Genomic DNA, 16,589 nt, shown 5'->3' on the forward strand with positions numbered 1-16,589 from the left:
GCGAGGAAGTGTTCATGCCGCCTTACCAGCCCTCCGCCGACTGGCAGTTCGAGATCCCGACCTCGGGAAGCAAGCGGCTCCCGCCGGCCGCCCGCTACGTCGAATCGCTGACGCACCAGGGCTACGGCTTCGAGGCGGCCATCGCGGACCTCGTCGACAACTCCATCGACGCGGACGCCCACAACGTCGTGGTGAGCTTCCTCCGGGACGAGGACCGGCTCGTCAGTCTCCTCGTCATCGACGACGGGCACGGCATGAACGACGAGGCCCTGGACACCGCGATGACGGTCGGCGGCCGGGAGGGCTACTCCGAGACGGCACTCGGCCACTTCGGCGCCGGTCTCAAGGCCGCTTCGCTCTCCCACGCCGACTCGCTCACCGTCATCAGCCGTACCAGGAAGAGCCCGTCGGCCGGCCGCCGCTGGCTGACCGCACGCGCCCAGGACGACTTCACGTGCGACATCGTCGACCCGGGTTACTGCCAGGACCTGGTCGACCGCTACGACGGGCTGATCCAGTGGCACGGCACGATCGTCCGCTGGGACCGGGTCCGCGCCTTCGAGACCGTCATCGCCGGACAGGCCGACCGTTTCCTCAACGACGCGATCGAGAGGCTGGAGACCCATCTGGGACTCCACCTGCACCGCTTCCTCGCCCGCGAGGGCTTCAACATAGACATCGTCGTGGAGGACGTGCGGACCAGGGACGAGCTGGACCACCGCGGCGTCGAACCCATCGACCCCTTCGGTTACCGCGTGCCCGGCCGGGCCGGCTACCCCCGTACGTACACCGCGCCGGTCGAGGGCGTCGGCGCCGTGACGATGACCGCCCACGTCTGGCCGCCGAAGTCGCCCCTGGTCAGCTTCCGCGGCATCGGACCGCTGGCCGAACGGCAGGGCTTCTACATCTACCGCAACGACCGGCTCGTCCAGGCGGGCGGCTGGAACGGCACCCGCAGCGCCGAGGGCCATCTCGCCCTCGCCCGGATCGCCGTCGACCTGCCCGGCGAGCCGAACGACGTCTTCGGCCTCACGGTGAAGAAGGACGGCGTGACGGTCACCCCCGCGTTCGCACGCGGCCTGGAACAGGCCGCCGACGAGGCCGGCCACGCCTTCGGCGCGTACCTCCAGGAAGCCGAGGCGACCTACCGGGAAGCCTCCCGGCGCGCCACCGAGCCGCAGCGCAAGGCCGTCCTCCCCGCGGGCAAGGGCCTCGACCCCAAGCTCCGGCGCACCCTGCGCGACGAACTGCCCGAGCTGGAGGGCGAGGACCCGATCTCCTTCCGCTGGGACGCGCTCCCGTCGGACGTGTTCTTCGAACTCGACCGCGAGGAGAGGGAGGTGCGGCTCAACAAGGAGTACCGGCAGGTGTTCAACGGCGGCCGGCGCGGCGGCCTGAACGACGCGCCGGTGGTCAAGAGCATGCTCTACCTCATGGTCAACGAGATCTTCCAGAAGGAACGGGTCAGGGCCGTCCACACCGACAACGTCGCGTTGTGGAACAGCGTCCTGGTGACGGCGGCGCGCTGCGAACTCGCACGCTGACCACCGGCCGGCCCGCGTCCCCCGCCCGTCTCCCGAGGAAGCCGCTCCCCTCATGACCGACCACCTGTTCAACCTGCACGGCGACGTCCTGGCCGCGATGCGGCGAGGTCCGAAACACTTCGCGAAACTGGCCTTCGTCCTCTCCGAGGCCGACGAACCCGCCGACACGGAGCTGGGTCACTTCCGGGACCGGATCGCCGCCGCCGGTCCCGGCGACGCCCTCACCGCGCTCTGGCACCGCACACTGACCGGCTGGGACCTGGCGGAACAGGCCGGCTGGTCCACCGCCCCGCCGCGCACGGACGCCCGCCGCACGGACACGTACGACCGTCTCGGCTTCGGCGCCGACCTGCGCAAGGCACTCGACTCCGCGGTCCCGGTCTTCAAGGAGCCCGGTCCCACCGTCATCAGCAAGGAGTTCGTCTCCTGGTACTCGCGGGACCTCGCCGCCGCCCGCTCCTTCTACTGGAACTCCTACGAGCGGCTGCTGCGCCGCAAGGGCTGGTCGGACGCCGCGGTAGCCGGCCTGGACGAGGCGAGCCACGCCGTGGTGGAACGCCTCTCCGACCCCACCCGCACCGAGGCGTACGGCGCCCGCGGCCTGGTCGTGGGCTATGTCCAGTCCGGCAAGACGGCCAACTTCACCGGCGTCACGGCGAAGGCCATCGACGCGGGCTACCGCCTGGTCATCGTCCTCGGCGGCACGCTGAACCTGCTGCGCGGCCAGACCCAGCGCCGCCTGGACATGGAGCTGATCGGGCAGGAGAACATCCTGCGCGGCGCCGACCCGTCCGACCCGGATTCGCTGGTCGGCGTGGACTACCAGGACGACGAGGACTGGCCGGCGAAGTTCGTCGGCCACGGCCACCGCCCGTTCAACATCGAGCGCCTCACCACCCGGGACAACGACTACCGCAGCCTCCTCCAGGGCATCGGGGCCCTGGAGATCGAGAAGCGCGAGAAGCACCTGCCGCTGTACGTACCCGACAACCTGCACCGCGCGGCCGCCCGCGTCATGGTCGTCAAGAAGAACAAGTCCGTCCTGACGAACCTGGTGAAGGACCTCAGGAAGATCGGCCCGATCCTCCGGGAGATCCCCACCCTGATCATCGACGACGAGTCCGACCAGGCGTCCGTGAACACGTCCGACCCGAAGAAGTGGGAATCGGGCCGGACGCAGCGCACCGCGATCAACGGTCTGATCTCCCAGCTCCTGGGCCTGCTCCCGCGCGCCCAGTACGTCGGCTACACCGCCACCCCGTTCGCGAACGTCTTCATCGACCCGAGCGACGGCGAGGACATCTTCCCGCGCGACTTCCTCATCTCCCTGCCCCGCCCCACCGGTTACATGGGCGTACAGGACTTCCACGACCTGGACGGCGGGGGGACCGCCGAGGAGACCCACGTACGGGGCATTTACGACGACACCGGCGACCGTCTCCAGGAGGCGATGGACGCGTTCGTCCTCACCGGTGCGCTGAAGCTGTACCGCATCGATCGCGGAGTCCCCGAGGGGCCGTTCCGCCACCACACGATGCTGGTGCACGAATCGGTGAAGATGGACGACCACGCGGACCTGGCGCTGCGCATCAACACCCTTTGGCACCGGGCGGGTTACACCTCCCACGAGGGCCACGCCCGCCTGGAGGGGCTGCTCGCCGACGACTTCGCCCGCCACGCGGACGACGGCCTCCCGACCCCGTCCGACTACGCCGAGCTGCGCCCGTACGTCTCCCGCGCCCGTCAGCTCATCAACGCGGGCGGCAACCCGGTCGTGGTCGTCAACGGCGACACGGACCGCTACTTCTCCCAGGTGGACCTGGACTTCGACCGGACACCGAACGTCTGGAAGATCCTGGTCGGCGGCACGAAGCTCTCCCGCGGCTTCACGGTCGAGGGCCTCACCGTCACCTACTACCGCCGCACCACCCGCCAGGCGGACACCCTGATGCAGATGGGCCGCTGGTTCGGCTTCCGCCCCGGCTACCGCGACCTGGTCCGCCTCTACATCGGCCGCGAGGAACCACTGACGAAGACACGGACGGTCGACCTGTACGAGGCGTTCGAGGCGATCTGCCGCGACGAGGAGACCTTCCGCTCCCAGCTCTCGCGCTACGCGGAACTGGTGGACGGCAAACCCCAGGTGACCCCCGCCCAGATCCCCCCGCTGGTCTCCCAGCACCTGCCGTGGATCAAGCCGAGCGGCCGCAACAAGATGTTCAACGCGGAGCTGGTGGAAATCCGTTCGCCGGGCCAGCCTATCGAACCTGCCGCATACCCCACGGATGCCGCGGCGATTAATCGCAACACCGAGCGCTGGGGGCCGCTGCTCAACTCCTTCAGCACAACTCCCGTTACGTTCACCAATCCTCCAGATCGCACGAGTTCGCTCACCCGGAGCTTCTCTGCACTTACCGCTCGAGTGCCCCATCTGGAACTCATGAGCGTTCTGGCCGGACTCGAGTGGGAGCGCGCTGACCTCTTCCAGCCCCACCTGGCTTATCTCTCCCAACTGGACGGCAGGCTGGCCAAAGTAGATGACTGGCTGATCATCTCCCCACAGCTATCACTGCCCAACCGGGTAGAAGCGAGCATTCTCGGATCAGCGCCCTTCTCCCTCGTACGCCGTAGCCGCCAGGCGGGTAAGTCCGCATTCGGCCGCATTGCAGGCCTGGAGCACCGGACAGCAGCGCAGCGCATGATCGACGATGCCGGGTCCCTCGAGAACGCCTTTGGCACATCCACCGGCGTGGTCCTTCTGTATCCAATCGTGGAAGGCCATAGCGAGGTTGACACTCGCTCAGCCGCACCTGGCGGCATCGCCGATCCATCAAGGGTCATCATGGCCTTCACTCTGATCCCGCCTACATCCGCCATCGACTCATCACGCCGCCTGCTCCGGTTCCAGGCGAAGGACTCCCGGCACACCAACGCCATCTTCGTGGAGGAGACTTCGTCCTGACGGGAACTCCACGCGGGCCCTGGGAGTCAGGACAGTTATCATCACGTTCTTCTTGTCTCGCAAAGGAATGCAGAGTGACCCTGTTTGAACTCCCTGGGCCAGCGCCTGGTGTCTGTGACGATCCCGAGCTCATGCTGGTTCACCAGCACCTGATGAAGCTTGACCCCGACGGGGCACGCTTCTCCCGCGTGCTACGTGAGACCATTGATCAATTGCTCAATGGTGAAGCCACCGGGCGGTACGACTGGAAGACTCTTTTCAAGACCGAGAAAACGCATGCAGGAACTCTTGTAGAGATCAACCTACAGCGCGAGTTCGAGTTCGAAGACGGAATCGACATGGATTACCGCATAGAGGGCATCGATGTCGACTGTAAATACTCCCAGAAATACGGCTCCTGGATGATTCCACCGGAAGCAGAAGGGCACCTCTGCCTCCTTGTCTGGGCAGATGACTACCAAAGCCGCTGGAGCGCCGGCCTGCTGCGCATCAAGCGCGAATGGCTCAATGGTGGAACCAACCGGGACATGAAGTTCACCATCAAGGCAGAACATCGGAACAAAATCATCTGGCTCTGGAAAGATGCAACGCTCCCGGAGAACGTCCTGCTCCACCTCGACCCGGCAACACGGGAACGGATCCTCATCCCAGGAAAGAAGAAGGGGCAGGCACGTGTCCGTGAGCTGTTCCGTTCTGTCCACGGGAAGCGGATCGGCCGCGGCGTAGTGCGCACCGCTGCTCAGCAGCTTGACTACATGGCGCGCGTACGCGAGGGGAGCAAGGGGCGCGCACGACCTGCACTTCGCCCAGAAGGAATCATCATCCTGGGCGACTACCAACCTCATAGGGCAGTGGCCCAGGCTCTGGGCGGCCCAGTACCAGAGGAAGGTGAGTTCGTCGCGCATCGCGTCGTACGCGCCCGGTCTGAACACACCGGCCGCCCTCAGGCTGAGATTGACGGGGAGTTCTGGGTCGTGGCTCAACCGGGGGACGCCGTGGAAGCAGCTCCGCAGCTGCCAGATGCCCAGGAGGGCAGGAGCGAGAACGGTCAGTAGCGTCGCCGCACCAAAGAAAAGATCATCACAGCGCCTTCCTGAGACCGAGGAGTTGAGCAGTGACTGGCCTTGAGAGCGAACTCCCGTTGATCAAGCAGTACCGGGACTGGATTAAGAAGGGCCCGTCCGAAAATGATCCAGACCGGGCTCGTTTCTTCACAGACGGGATCGTAGTCCTCGACACGAATGTCCTGCTCAGCCTGTATGAGTACACCCCCACAGCACGCCATCAGGTACTAGATGCTCTTCAGAGCGTGCAGTCGCGGCTATGGCTCCCCCACCAGGTCGGGCTGGAGTTTGTCCAGAATCGCCATCGCGTCATCATCGGAAGAAAAAAGGCTCTCGAGGAAGCTCGTCGGATCCTTAGAAACAAGCTCAGCGACGCCAAAGCAGCGATCAAAGAAGCCCGGGCGCACACTCAGAAAATGCTGATCAAATACGCTCAGGACACCGTCGCAAGCAGTGAGCTTGAAGCACAGATCTCAAATAAGGCCATTGATGAGCTACTCAGCAATTGGAGCAAGGAGCTCGAAAGGCAGCTGACTGGCCTGTCGGAGTACGACATCTCCATATCTCCTGGCAGCGAGAGTGACGCTGTCCTGTCTCAGGTCGCAGTCTTGTTCGGCGATCAAGTCGCCAAACCACCGAGCCCGACAAAAACCCGGCAGCGCGTCAGGGAAGCATCGACGTACAGGTTTCCCAATCTGATCCCTCCAGGATTTAAGGACGCAAGAAAAGAAACACCCCTGTCATCTTCTGGCGACTTCCTGCTCTGGGAAGAAACTATTTCCTACATGGCAGATTCAACAGATCGATCCCATCTGCTCTTCGTCTCAAACGATACGAAGGAAGACTGGTACCAGCCGCCAGGTGAGGGACGGAGCACCCCTCGCCCTTGGCCTTCCTTGGCCAGTGAATTGAGATTGCGCACAGGCGCCGAGTTGCGAATTGAGACTCCAGGAGATTTCTACCGAGGCGTCAACCGCTTTCTTCACGCAGAAATCGCAGAGGCAACCTACGCAGAGATCGACCGCGCGGCCGTGAACCCTGTCGAGGCAGTGATCACGGAAAAGGAAGCTGTCAGCACCCGCCCTCCGGCTAATCTCGTTGCCGCATCTTTCAAAGCAGCAGGCCTGGAAGAAGCAGCGTTGGACAGCATCAGCGATCCAGCCCATCGCCTGCCGTTCCTCTGGTGGCTGATCGGCGCAACCGCACAGCTGGAACGGCGCCCCCGTTTCGACGATGAACCGGATGTTGCGGTTACAGCAGCAACCCGCTCGGTGGCCCAGCCCGATCCGGGCTGGATCCCAGGAATCCGCCTTCACCTAGGCGAATGGCCCTACCGAAGCTCCTCGTGGATCGCCCCATGGTTCGTACAGGCGGTCAACGATTCAACTCGTCGCGATAGAAAGATCCTGCAGGGACTCGCGGCCCAGCAGCTGGCCATAGAGATCACCGATCAAGAAACTCTTTAAGCAAACCCTCATCAGCCCCCACCAAAGAATGGAGCTACCCATGAATAAAGATTGTTCTTCAGATGGGGAATGGCAGCGACTCAAACTCGACGCCGAACACGCCTTGAGAGTTCTGCTCTCAGAGCTCTCGGATCACGAGTCTCCCCAGCCGCTATTCGAAGCTTACACATATGCCAAGGATATCACCGCGCGAGCTATTCAGTCTCGAATGCTTGAGCACCTCCCTACCGAAAATCAGCAGTTCAGGTTGCTGCACGAAAAAATCCGAAAGGAAATGCACGCTCGCTACCGCGGAAAGGTTCCGGCGAATCTCCTCAGCACCCCGTACAGCGGGAAGACGCACGAGAATCTTTTTTCTCTACTTCAGGAGAACCTAACACAACCAGTTCCGGCAGCGATGCTGCGCATCGCAACCGGGGATAACGTGCATACCGAGCGGCGAGCGCGCGAGCTTCGCGAGCTCGGACTTGACCTGAATTGGTATGAGATTGAAGAAATCAGCGTATACGAACTCAGATCACTCAAGCTAGATTTTGATATGATTCCTGCCATCGTGAGAAATAATACGCGACGAACAAAAGCGTTCAGCGAGGGTGAGAAGCGGCGCATTCTAAGGGAGGCAGGCATCCCTGATAATGGCTAGCGACAGTAACTGGGAACCTCCGGAAGGATCCTGGGCTTCATCTGCTGCCCGACGCCGGAACATGCAAGCAATTCGAAGCCGGGACACCAAGCCAGAGTTGCTGATTCGGAGACTTTTGCACGCGCAGGGGTTGCGCTACCGAGTAGCGGCAAAACCACTGCCGGAGCTTCGCCGGACGGCAGACATCGTGTTCCGCCCGGCAAAGCTTGCTGTCTTCATCGACGGCTGCTACTGGCACGGCTGCCCAGAGCATTACGTCTCCCCAAAAACCAACCCCGGCTACTGGTCTGACAAGGTCTTGCGCAATATCACCCGTGATAGAGACACAGACGAACGCCTCCGCGAAGCGGGATGGACGGTACTCCGGTTCTGGGAACACGAGTCACCCGACAACTGCGCCCTCGCGATCGCTACGGCGGTCAGCCGCCTGCGGGATGGCAGGCATTGAGAGGTCCGCCAGCTTGAACAACAGTTCGCTGTCCCGCCCTTGGATCTGGGAGCTCGGCTCCCGCACAGGGGCTACGACTCCAGCGGCTTTAGCGGCCTTGAGCGCAGCAATAATTTGCTCCCCGACTGCCTGCGCAACAGGCGGCGGAAAAGCATTCCCTACTTGCCGGTAAGCGGCGGTCTTCCTGCCTTTGAACTTCCAGCTCGGCGGGAAACCCTGGATGATCGCAGCTTGCTCAACAGTGAGTTTCGGACCTGCCTCGGCAAAGAGATCGCGCTCTTGGCTGCCCTGCCTCTTCATTTCCTCTGAGTCATTCGCCACTCCAAGCCCGCAGATGCCAAGCGCTTCCCATGCTTTCTTGGCTCGAGTCGGCCCCAGGTCAGCACCGCCATGCTTCTTAGATCCACCGACAAGCGTGGGCGCAACGCCTTTGAAGGCTTTCTCCCTCCATTTCTTCAGCACGCCCTCAGCTCGTGGGTCATCCACCTCCGCAAAGCGCTCAGCCATGCTCTCTTCCAAAGCTGCACCCACCGTACGAAGCGAGCGCTTCGCCGGCTTGGTGTGGGCGAAGAAGGGAACATACGCCCTCTTTAGAGCTACCAGAATGGCGCGAGGCCTGAGCTGCGGGACGCCATAATTTCTGGCTTCCAGCACCTCCCAATAGCACTTCTCGTAGCCCATGGACTCAAGGCGCTCCAGAAGCTCTTCTCGGTACCCCTGAAACTTCTCCCTTGGTTCCAGCAGGCCGCGGACGTTTTCGATCATTACCGCTTTAGGCTCAAGCTCTTGAACCAGGTCAAGCATCGTCGGAAACAGATCCCGCTCGTCATCCCGGCCCAGCTGCTTCCCAGCAACCGAGAACGGCGGGCAAGGCACGCCTCCTGCCAGCAGATCAAGGTCTCCAGGCTCTAGCCCCAACTCGCGCCTCAGGTCCTCCGGAGGGAGCTCCTTCAGGTCGGCCTGCTTGACCATGCACCCTTCCCACTCCGGGTTCCCTTCCACATTCTCCCGAAGGGTCTCCACCGCGTGGGGGTCGATCTCGATCAACGCCAGATGCCTGAACAGCGCGTTATGCAGACCCAGGGCCTGCCCACCTGCGCCAGCGCAGATCTCAACCGAGGTGAACGTCCTCTTGGTGCTGGTCATACACCCTCCTTCCAAACATGTCCGACTGGCACCGGTTTCCGCCAGTCATCACAGAGGGTGACAGACCCCACTGACAACGCGACTGCCTTCAAGTGTGCGTCACACATCCATACACTCCGACTGCCCCTCACGTGACAGCAAACACTCATACGATATGACCCATGCCGAGAAGCCCTGCATGGACCCGCGATGAGCTGCTGCTGGCCTGTGCGCTCGTGGTCGGGAACGACTGGAATGAGCTCCGCGAGGGTGACCCTCGCGTTCTCGACCTGTCTGGGCTGCTCCGCTCTCTGCCCATCCACGAAGGTGCCGCGCAGACTATCCCGAAGTTTAGGTCCACTGGCAGCGTGAGTCGCAAAACTTCCGATCTGGCCTCGAACCACCCTGCCTACACCGGCGCCCCCACCAAGGGCGGCCGACTGGACAAGGAGGTAATAGCTGCCTTCGTTACCCGGCCCACTGAGATGCTCGCGGCTTCCGCTGCCCTGAGACTGGGGCTCAGTACGGGCGCGCTGTACAAGATGCCAGAGGACCCTGATGAGATCGACGACGAGGGCAATTCTGCGATTGAAGGCCGCCTCCTCGCCCGCTGGGCCCTACACCGTGAGCGTGACCGCAATCTCCGTGCCCGCAAGATCGCGCGCGCGGACAGGCTGGGGCTGCCCTTGCAGTGTGAGGTCTGCGACTTCGATTTCCGCCGTTTCTACGGACCTCTCGGCAAGGGGTACATCGAGGTTCACCACCGGCTGCCCCTTCATGTGTCGGGGCCTCACGAAACCAAGCTGGATGATTTGGCATTCTTGTGCGCTAACTGCCACCGCATGTGCCATAAGATCCGTTCTGGAGAATCCTGGCGCACACCTAGCGCACTACGTGCCGAGATTGCCCGCTCGTCGGAAACCCCCACCCCGCTCTGAGGTGCCTCCGGCCCCATCAGTAGTTTGCGCCTGGCAGCTCGTACCGCAAGTCTCTACATGAACCTCATCAAGGCGATACAGCACTCTGTCAGCCCCCGCCAACACTCCAAGACTCCAGTGTGTCTGAGCGGCCACGCACTTGAGGAAGACGTGGCATGCGCAGTCGGCTGTCTGGTTACTTTACTGACCTTGGGCTGCACCCTTCCGAGATGTACAGGTAGGTGTGAACCGGTGAGCCGCTCACCTGGGCCCGCAAAACAGACCTCTCGGAGCCTGGCGTCCAGAACTGCCCGCACCTTCCTTCTCTACCACCCTGGGCCGCGCACAACACTGCCCCCGCACACCACGACGGCGTGCGGGGGCAGCGGGGCCTCGGGGGCCGGTGGAGCGGTGGGCCCGTCAGTGCTGCTGGGCCTTGCGGCGGCGGAGGGCCAGGTAGGCGCCTGCTGCCACGAGGGCGGCGGCTGCTGCGGACAGCAGGCCGACGGGGGCGCCCGTGCCGGTCTCGGCGAGGTCACCCCCGGTGGGCCCGGACGGCGAGGGCGATGCCGATGCGGGCGGGGAGGAGACGGAGGACTGCGGGGTGGGGACGGCGCCTCCGGGGGTGGACGGCGTGGGTTCTCCGCTCGGGTTCGCCGGGCCGGAGGACGGGGCCGACGGGGTGGAGGGCTCGGAGGACGGGGCGCCGGGGGTCGACTCGCCGGTGGAGGGCGTCGGCTTGCCGCCGCCGGGCTTCTCGCCGTCGCAGTCGGTCCAGAAGACCTTGTGCTTGGCGCGGCCGTGCTCGCCGTCGAAGTTCCAGAACAGCTTGTAGTGGCCGTCCGGCAGGGACTGGTCCGGCGTACGGCCGTGCCCCTCGGCGTCGAGCTTCAGCGAGCCGGTCTTCACGACCTCGCCCTTGACGCCGGCGGTCGGGGCCCACGCCTCGATGCGCCAGTCGACGTTCTGACCACCGTCGAAGCCGAAGGCGTCGAGGTAGAAGGTGCACACGTGGGGCTCGTTCTTACGGAGCTCCTCGCCGGTCTTGGCATCGTGGATCTTCACGGTGCCGTTGTCGCCGGGAGGGGTGGCATGGGCGGCAGGGGCCAGCAGCATCGTCGCGGCGACGGCCGCTGCGAGCGTGCCTGCGGAAGCAAGAGGGCGCATAGACATTCCAACAAGTGGGAGATGGGCTTCCGTGGGGGGCGCCTCAGCCTCCTTCGGCCTCATGGGCCCGTCAAGGCGCGTCGGTACGCCTATGTCACCCAATCTGCGATTTGTCGCACTGGCTCGACATAACGATTGGGGTCACGAGGTTCGAGGCCACCCGAGCGGGGCTCCGCCCGCCACCCATCCTCCGTCACCCGGCGGCCCGCAGAGGTCCGGTCTCGCGATTTGACTTGACGCTACATATCGCGAAAGCTAGATGCGAATCGCGGGAGAGAGAAGAGGCGACCATGGATCCCCTGACCGTGCACAAGGCACTCGCCAACCCCGCCCGCCTGCAGTTCATGCAGTGGCTCAAGGAACCGGAGAAGTACTTCGACGAGGACTCCTACCGGCAGCAGGGGCTCGGTTTCCACATCGGCGTCTGCGTCGGCGACATCCAGAAGCGCGCCGGGCTGGCCCAGTCGGTGGTCTCCGGCTACCTCCAGACCCTGAAGGACGCCGGGCTGCTCACCTCGGAGCGCATCGGCAAGTGGACGTACTACCGGCGCAACGAGTCGGCGATCTCCGAGTTCGCGGCGCACGTCCGCGACGAGCTGTAACCCTCCGGGGCCGGTCACCCGCACCGGCCCGACTCCCGCTTCAATTCATCTATTTTTCTAGATTTGAAGAAAGGTTTTGTTCGTTCCGATGCGAAAGACCTCCCTCACCGTTCCCGTGCTCGCCCTGGGCGTGTTCGGGATCATCACCACCGAGATGGGCATGGTCGGCGTACTTCCCCGGGTCTCGGCCGAACTCGGCGTCAGTCCGTCCGCCGCCGGCTGGCTCGTCGGGGTCTTCGCCCTGGTCATCGCGGTGTCCGGGCCGTTCACCACGCTGCTCGTCTCCGGCATCGACCGCAAGAAGGTGCTCGCCGCGGCGATCGCGGTGTTCGCCGTGTCCAACGCCGTCTACGCGCTCACCACGCAGTACGAGGTGATGCTCGCCTTCCGTGTCGTTCCCGCGCTCTTCCACCCCGTGTTCTTCGCCGTCGCGCTCGCGACCGCGGCCCGGGCGGTGTCCACCGAGGACGCGACACGGGCCACGACGACCGTGTTCGCCGGGGTCACCGTCGGTTTCGCGTTCGGTGTGCCGCTGACCTCGTACCTCGCCGAGCACCTGTCACTGGCATCGGCGTTCTGGTTCGGCACGCTCGTCAACCTGGTCGCCTTCCTGGGCATCCTGCGCTTCGTCCCGCCCATGCCCGTCGAGCACGGCCGACGGCTCTCCCACGGCGACCAGTTGGGCATTCTGAAGCGGCCCCGCATGTGGCTGACCATCGTGTCCGTCGTCCTCGTCTTCGCCTCGATGTTCTCTGTCTACGGCTACTTCGCCGAGTTCCTGGGCCGGGTCACGCACATGGACGGCAGCTGGGTCAGCGCCATGCTGATGGCGTTCGGCATCGTGATGATCCTCGGGAACTTCGCCTTCGGCGGCCTGCTGCGACGCGGCCCCGTCCGTACCGTCGTCGCCTACCCGGTGCTGTGTCTGCTGGTGTACGCACTGCTGTACGCAGTCGGGCCGCTGCTCGCGCCGATGGTTCCGGCGGTACTGGTCTGGGGCGCCGTGCACTCGGGCGGGCTCGTCGTGAGCCAGAGCTGGCTGGGGCGGGACGCGGGCGACGCGCCCGAGTTCGGCAACAGCCTCTTCATCTCGTTCTCGAACCTGGGCATCACCGTGGGCACCGCGGTCGGCGGCTGGGTCATGGCCGGCTGGGGAACCCGTCAACTCCCCTTCGCCGGGATCGGGTTCGCGGTGGCCGCGCTGATTGCCGTGGCTCTGCGGCTGGGGCTGGACCGCGGGCATGGGCGGGGCCCGGTCTCCGTCGGTGGCGGACGTGGCCGTGTCGGTGAGCGGGCGGCCGGGGTCGAGGCGGGTGCCTGAGGGAGTGGGACGGGCGGGGTGCGCACCGGGTTGTCGCGAAACCGGTCGGACGCCCGTGGGCACCCCTGTTGTCATACATCTTCCGGGAGATCGCCCATCACAGCGGGCACGCGGACATCATCCGGGAGGCCCTGGACGGTGCCGGCACCACAACGCGCATGGTGGGGGCAGCCTCGCGCGGTGGTGGTGATGCGGGCCCCGACGACTGACGGCCGGTACGACGGCGGGGTCGAAAACCACCTCGTCGGTGACGGGCATGCGGCCGAACGAGTGGGTCATTCGCCATCTCCGGGGCACAGCGCCCGGGGTTTCGGGAGACTGTCGGTCAGTGCTGACGGTGTCGATCGAACAGTTCGCACCAGAGGGGCAATTTCCGGCCACAACACAACACCCCTTACCCTGCGATACATCGATCATCAACGGTCGGCCGGGACAGAAGGGCGACAACATGACCTCAGAGACCAGCACACTGGTCACCATCGATGCGACAACTGCCTTGCTGGAGGCGGAACTTCCGCGCCTCGAACAGCACCAGCAGACCCTGGAGAAGGAACTTTCCGCCGTCACCGGACGGTTGGAGTCGGTGCGGACCGCACTGACGGCGCTGCGTGCGCTGTCGTCCGCTCCGAGCCCGGCCCCCGTCGTGGACGGTGGCGGCGCCGAGTCCGAGGCCGCGGTGGAAGCGGACGCGGTCGAGGCCGCCGAGGCCGAGCCGGCGAGCGTTCCCGCCGCCAGGATTCCGCAGCAGGCACAGGACTCCGCCGACTCCGCCGTTCAGGAGGAGGCCGTGCAGGCGCCGGTGGAGGCCGCACAGGAGTCGGCGGAGACCGAGTCCGCCCCCGCGCGTCGCCGTACGCGCAAGGCGCCTGCCGCGCCCAAGGGCCGCAAGCGGGCCGCCGCCAAGCCGAAGGCCGAGCGCGGCCGGGCCGCCAAGAAGGCCGCCGCCGACAAGCCCGCGTCCGACGGGGCCGATGAGGGTGCCGAGGCCGCAGGCTCCGACGCACCCGCCAAGGCGACCAAGGCGGCCCGGAGCAGGAAGTCCGCCGCACCGGCCAAGAAGGCCGCCAGGACCAGCCGGTCCACGAAGGCCGGGGCCACGACCCCGGCCGCGAAGAAGGCGGCTGCCGCACCGGCCGGTGACGACAGCGGCAGCCTCACCGAACTGGTCATGAAGGTGCTGGCCGCGTCCGGCGACGCCGCCGTCCGCGCCCGTGACGTCACGGAGGCTCTGGGGCGCGAGCTCACCCCCAACGGCATCAACACCGTGCGCAGCACCCTCGACCGGCTCGTCGCCACCTCCCGGGCCCACCGCGCCGGCCGTGGCCTCTACCAGGCGCCCGCCAACTGACGCGTGCCACAAGGTGAGTTCGCCGGGTGCCGGCGTCGCCGATCCGGCGGCACCGGCACCCGGCAAACCTGGTACACGGCACAGGACAGCGGTCTGTAGGTTGCGTCCATGACCTCACCGCTCCGCCTCGAAAAGATCACCTCGGACAACGTCGAGGCCGCCTGTGCACTGGAAGTACGGCCCGATCAGGCAGGGCTGGTGAAGCCGGTCGCCTGGTCGCTGGCCCATGCCTACGCGACCCCCGACACCGCCTGGCCACGACTGATCTTCGACGGTGAGCGGCTCGTCGGTTTCGTGATGGCCTTCCTCGACGTCCGGTTCGACCCGGAGAACCCCGAGGACAGGCTCCGTTCCGGACTGTGGCGGCTGAACATCGCCGCCGATCGGCAGGGGCGGGGATACGGCCGTTTCGCCGTGGAAGCGGTCTGCGAGGAGATCCGGCGGCGGGGTCGGACCCGTGTGACCGTGAGCTGGGTTCCTGGTGCGCACGGGCCCGAGGGGTTCTATCTCCGGCTCGGCTTCAAGTCGACCGGTGAGATGAGTGGGGATCAGGTCGTGGGTGAACTGGAGCTCGGCGACGCGTAGTCGGGCGGACGGAACGGCTGGAAGGGCCGGAAGGCAGGGCCGCCGGGGCGGTCTGTGGCGGGGTGGGGGCGCCCGTGGGTGGTGTCCATCGCGTGGGTGTTGCTCGTTCCCCGGACATCACGCGTTCCCCGGACATCGCCCGTACCGAGGGTGTCGCTGTGGCCGGAAATGATCATTGGGGTGATGCTCCTCGGCCGTCGGCGTGCGGACCGGGGAACACCACCCGGCCTCACACCACCCGAGCGGCGATGATCCGCGCGCACTCCATGGATTCCTGCCCCGTCGTGTCCACCTCCAGGTCGTAGGTCACGCCCCGGTGCACCATGTCCGCCTGCGAGGCCGCCATGCCGGGGGTCCGGTCGCCCCGTGCGGTCTCGCGGCCCGCGGCGACGGCGGCCTCGCACCGGACGCCGACCCACAACACCCCCACCCCGCCGAGCGCCTGCTGCCAGCGCCGCTGGGATTCGGCACCGCCGAGGAAGACCTCGTCGACGACGATTCCGGCCCCCGCGCGGGCCATCGCGGCGACGCCCTCGATCCACGCGGCCTCCAGCTCGCGGAACCCGGAACCGACGGTCACCCCGCCGTCGGGGCCGAACCCGATGCCCTCGTCCGACATCTGCATGGACGCGGGCATCGCGTCGACCAGGGTGTCCACCCCGAGCAAGAGCCACTGGTCCGGCAGCACCGCCTGCAGGCACCGGGCGATCCCGGTCTTCCCCGAACTGGAACCGCCGTTGAGCACAATCACACGCGTCTTCATCGGATCACACTAAAGCGTGAACACAACGGTCCGGAAGCGCCGGCCGACCGGTCCGGACAGGACTCCTCGCAGGTTACGGGCATGACCCGGTTGGCGTCGGAAGAACCGATTCGGCAGCTGCCATCCGGGTGGCGGGGCCCGGCTTTCGGCGGTGACCGCCGTTCAGCGGCACAGACTTGGGCCGGTTCCGATCCCCCACCAAGGAGTGCCCTTCCATGCGCCTTCGTTCCACCGTGGCAGCCGCCCTCGGCGCGCTCGCGCTCGTCGTCGCCCTGCCGGCCTCGGCCCACGCGGCCACCGGAGACTTCTCGTACACGTACACCGGTCTCGACGGCTCGCCGCAGGTGGGCTTCCTCATCGACCCGCCGAGCCGGGTGTGCATCACGCTGCCCGAGGTCGCCGACCCCAACTCGTCGTACCCGGCCCACACCCCGCAGAACCTCACCGACTCCAGCGCGACGGTCTTCACCGGACCGGGCTGCCAGGGCGACTACTTCACCCTGCGGCCCGACGGCGGTCACGCCTCCAGCCGGCTGAAGCTGCGCTCGGTCGTCTTCAGCTGATCCGGCCGCCGCGCCGCGACCCGTACCCCCTGACCGCCGCCGCCCCGGTACGAGCCATGTCCCGCCCGTAC

The 16,589-nt window shown here is 65.7% G+C and carries 16 protein-coding genes; 13 read left to right on the forward strand and 3 right to left on the reverse strand.

The window, feature by feature from the left end; translation table 11 throughout:
- Positions 1 to 14 precede the first annotated feature (14 nt).
- The 6 genes from ACFYW1_RS19500 (at position 15) to ACFYW1_RS19525 (ending at position 8,127) form a co-directional block, all read left to right on the forward strand.
- Positions 15 to 1,544 carry an ATP-binding protein gene (locus ACFYW1_RS19500; protein ID WP_388994167.1) on the forward strand — a complete coding sequence of 510 codons (1,530 nt, stop codon included), beginning with the start codon at positions 15 to 17 and terminating at the stop codon, positions 1,542 to 1,544.
- A 52-nt stretch (positions 1,545 to 1,596) separates the two neighbouring features.
- Positions 1,597 to 4,506 carry a Z1 domain-containing protein gene (locus ACFYW1_RS19505; protein ID WP_388994170.1) on the forward strand — a complete coding sequence of 970 codons (2,910 nt, stop codon included), beginning with the start codon at positions 1,597 to 1,599 and terminating at the stop codon, positions 4,504 to 4,506.
- A gap of 74 nt (positions 4,507 to 4,580) precedes the next feature.
- Entirely contained in the window at positions 4,581 to 5,561 is a 981-nt protein-coding gene (locus tag ACFYW1_RS19510) for a NaeI family type II restriction endonuclease (protein ID WP_388994173.1), read from the forward strand.
- 59 nt (positions 5,562 to 5,620) lie between these two features.
- Positions 5,621 to 7,036: a PIN-like domain-containing protein gene (locus ACFYW1_RS19515; RefSeq protein WP_388994175.1), complete on the forward strand. Its 1,416-nt coding sequence runs from the start codon at positions 5,621 to 5,623 to the stop codon at positions 7,034 to 7,036.
- 40 nt (positions 7,037 to 7,076) lie between these two features.
- Positions 7,077 to 7,679: a hypothetical protein gene (locus ACFYW1_RS19520; RefSeq protein ID WP_388994177.1), complete on the forward strand. Its 603-nt coding sequence runs from the start codon at positions 7,077 to 7,079 to the stop codon at positions 7,677 to 7,679.
- Complete coding sequence (locus ACFYW1_RS19525) at positions 7,672 to 8,127, forward strand: very short patch repair endonuclease (RefSeq protein WP_388994181.1); 456 nt, start codon at positions 7,672 to 7,674, stop codon at positions 8,125 to 8,127. The genes ACFYW1_RS19520 and ACFYW1_RS19525 overlap by 8 nt, the downstream gene beginning before the upstream one ends.
- Here ACFYW1_RS19525 and ACFYW1_RS19530 read toward each other — a convergent pair.
- Positions 8,062 to 9,273, reverse strand: a complete 1,212-nt coding sequence (locus ACFYW1_RS19530) for a DNA cytosine methyltransferase (RefSeq protein WP_388994184.1) — start codon at positions 9,271 to 9,273, stop codon at positions 8,062 to 8,064. The genes ACFYW1_RS19525 and ACFYW1_RS19530 overlap by 66 nt on opposite strands.
- 161 nt (positions 9,274 to 9,434) lie before the next feature.
- On the opposite strand from ACFYW1_RS19530, the gene ACFYW1_RS19535 reads away from it, so the two are divergent.
- A complete protein-coding gene (locus ACFYW1_RS19535; protein ID WP_388994187.1) occupies positions 9,435 to 10,190 on the forward strand; it encodes an HNH endonuclease in 756 nt (251 codons plus the stop codon).
- 399 nt (positions 10,191 to 10,589) lie between these two features.
- Here the strand turns inward: ACFYW1_RS19535 and ACFYW1_RS19540 are convergent, their stop codons facing one another.
- Complete coding sequence (locus ACFYW1_RS19540; RefSeq protein WP_388994190.1) at positions 10,590 to 11,336, reverse strand: LPXTG cell wall anchor domain-containing protein; 747 nt, start codon at positions 11,334 to 11,336, stop codon at positions 10,590 to 10,592.
- A 290-nt stretch (positions 11,337 to 11,626) separates the two neighbouring features.
- Here ACFYW1_RS19540 and ACFYW1_RS19545 point away from each other — a divergent pair, with 290 nt between their 5' ends.
- The 5 genes from ACFYW1_RS19545 (at position 11,627) to ACFYW1_RS19565 (ending at position 15,192) form a co-directional block, all read left to right on the forward strand.
- The gene (locus ACFYW1_RS19545) at positions 11,627 to 11,938 is read left to right on the forward strand and encodes an ArsR/SmtB family transcription factor (protein WP_388994193.1); all 312 of its coding nucleotides are present in this window, start codon (positions 11,627 to 11,629) and stop codon (positions 11,936 to 11,938) included.
- Positions 11,939 to 12,026: 88 nt separating this feature from the next.
- Positions 12,027 to 13,259, forward strand: coding sequence for an MFS transporter (locus ACFYW1_RS19550; RefSeq protein WP_388994196.1), 1,233 nt, complete (start codon positions 12,027 to 12,029; stop codon positions 13,257 to 13,259).
- Positions 13,260 to 13,327: 68 nt separating this feature from the next.
- Positions 13,328 to 13,468 (forward strand): DUF664 domain-containing protein, encoded by a 141-nt coding sequence (locus tag ACFYW1_RS19555; RefSeq protein ID WP_388994199.1) that lies wholly within the window; start codon positions 13,328 to 13,330, stop codon positions 13,466 to 13,468.
- 239 nt (positions 13,469 to 13,707) lie between these two features.
- Positions 13,708 to 14,607 carry a hypothetical protein gene (locus ACFYW1_RS19560; RefSeq protein WP_388994202.1) on the forward strand — a complete coding sequence of 300 codons (900 nt, stop codon included), beginning with the start codon at positions 13,708 to 13,710 and terminating at the stop codon, positions 14,605 to 14,607.
- Between the two features lie 108 nt (positions 14,608 to 14,715).
- Positions 14,716 to 15,192: a GNAT family N-acetyltransferase gene (locus tag ACFYW1_RS19565; RefSeq protein ID WP_388994205.1), complete on the forward strand. Its 477-nt coding sequence runs from the start codon at positions 14,716 to 14,718 to the stop codon at positions 15,190 to 15,192.
- A gap of 229 nt (positions 15,193 to 15,421) precedes the next feature.
- Here ACFYW1_RS19565 and cpt read toward each other — a convergent pair whose 3' ends face one another.
- Positions 15,422 to 15,955, reverse strand: coding sequence for a chloramphenicol phosphotransferase CPT (cpt, locus tag ACFYW1_RS19570; protein ID WP_388994208.1), 534 nt, complete (start codon positions 15,953 to 15,955; stop codon positions 15,422 to 15,424).
- A 215-nt stretch (positions 15,956 to 16,170) separates the two neighbouring features.
- On the opposite strand from cpt, the gene ACFYW1_RS19575 reads away from it, so the two are divergent.
- Positions 16,171 to 16,518: a hypothetical protein gene (locus tag ACFYW1_RS19575; RefSeq protein WP_388994211.1), complete on the forward strand. Its 348-nt coding sequence runs from the start codon at positions 16,171 to 16,173 to the stop codon at positions 16,516 to 16,518.
- The last annotated feature ends 71 nt before the right edge of the window (positions 16,519 to 16,589 follow it).

This window comes from Streptomyces sp. NPDC002669, from assembly GCF_042889165.1.
Classification (GTDB): Bacteria; Actinomycetota; Actinomycetes; order Streptomycetales; family Streptomycetaceae; genus Streptomyces.

Bases quoted from the DNA above. Each gene is read 5' to 3' on its own strand.
- ACFYW1_RS19500 (WP_388994167.1), top strand. From the start codon at position 15: ATGCCGCCTTACCAGCCCTCCGCCGACTGGCAGTTCGAGATCCCGACC.
- ACFYW1_RS19505 (WP_388994170.1), top strand. From the start codon at position 1,597: ATGACCGACCACCTGTTCAACCTGCACGGCGACGTCCTGGCCGCGATG.
- ACFYW1_RS19520 (WP_388994177.1), top strand. From the start codon at position 7,077: ATGAATAAAGATTGTTCTTCAGATGGGGAATGGCAGCGACTCAAACTC.
- ACFYW1_RS19525 (WP_388994181.1), top strand. From the start codon at position 7,672: ATGGCTAGCGACAGTAACTGGGAACCTCCGGAAGGATCCTGGGCTTCA.
- ACFYW1_RS19530 (WP_388994184.1), bottom strand. From the start codon at position 9,273: ATGACCAGCACCAAGAGGACGTTCACCTCGGTTGAGATCTGCGCTGGC.
- ACFYW1_RS19535 (WP_388994187.1), top strand. From the start codon at position 9,435: ATGCCGAGAAGCCCTGCATGGACCCGCGATGAGCTGCTGCTGGCCTGT.
- ACFYW1_RS19540 (WP_388994190.1), bottom strand. From the start codon at position 11,336: ATGCGCCCTCTTGCTTCCGCAGGCACGCTCGCAGCGGCCGTCGCCGCG.
- ACFYW1_RS19545 (WP_388994193.1), top strand. From the start codon at position 11,627: ATGGATCCCCTGACCGTGCACAAGGCACTCGCCAACCCCGCCCGCCTG.
- ACFYW1_RS19550 (WP_388994196.1), top strand. From the start codon at position 12,027: ATGCGAAAGACCTCCCTCACCGTTCCCGTGCTCGCCCTGGGCGTGTTC.
- ACFYW1_RS19560 (WP_388994202.1), top strand. From the start codon at position 13,708: ATGACCTCAGAGACCAGCACACTGGTCACCATCGATGCGACAACTGCC.
- ACFYW1_RS19565 (WP_388994205.1), top strand. From the start codon at position 14,716: ATGACCTCACCGCTCCGCCTCGAAAAGATCACCTCGGACAACGTCGAG.
- cpt (WP_388994208.1), bottom strand. From the start codon at position 15,955: ATGAAGACGCGTGTGATTGTGCTCAACGGCGGTTCCAGTTCGGGGAAG.
- ACFYW1_RS19575 (WP_388994211.1), top strand. From the start codon at position 16,171: ATGCGCCTTCGTTCCACCGTGGCAGCCGCCCTCGGCGCGCTCGCGCTC.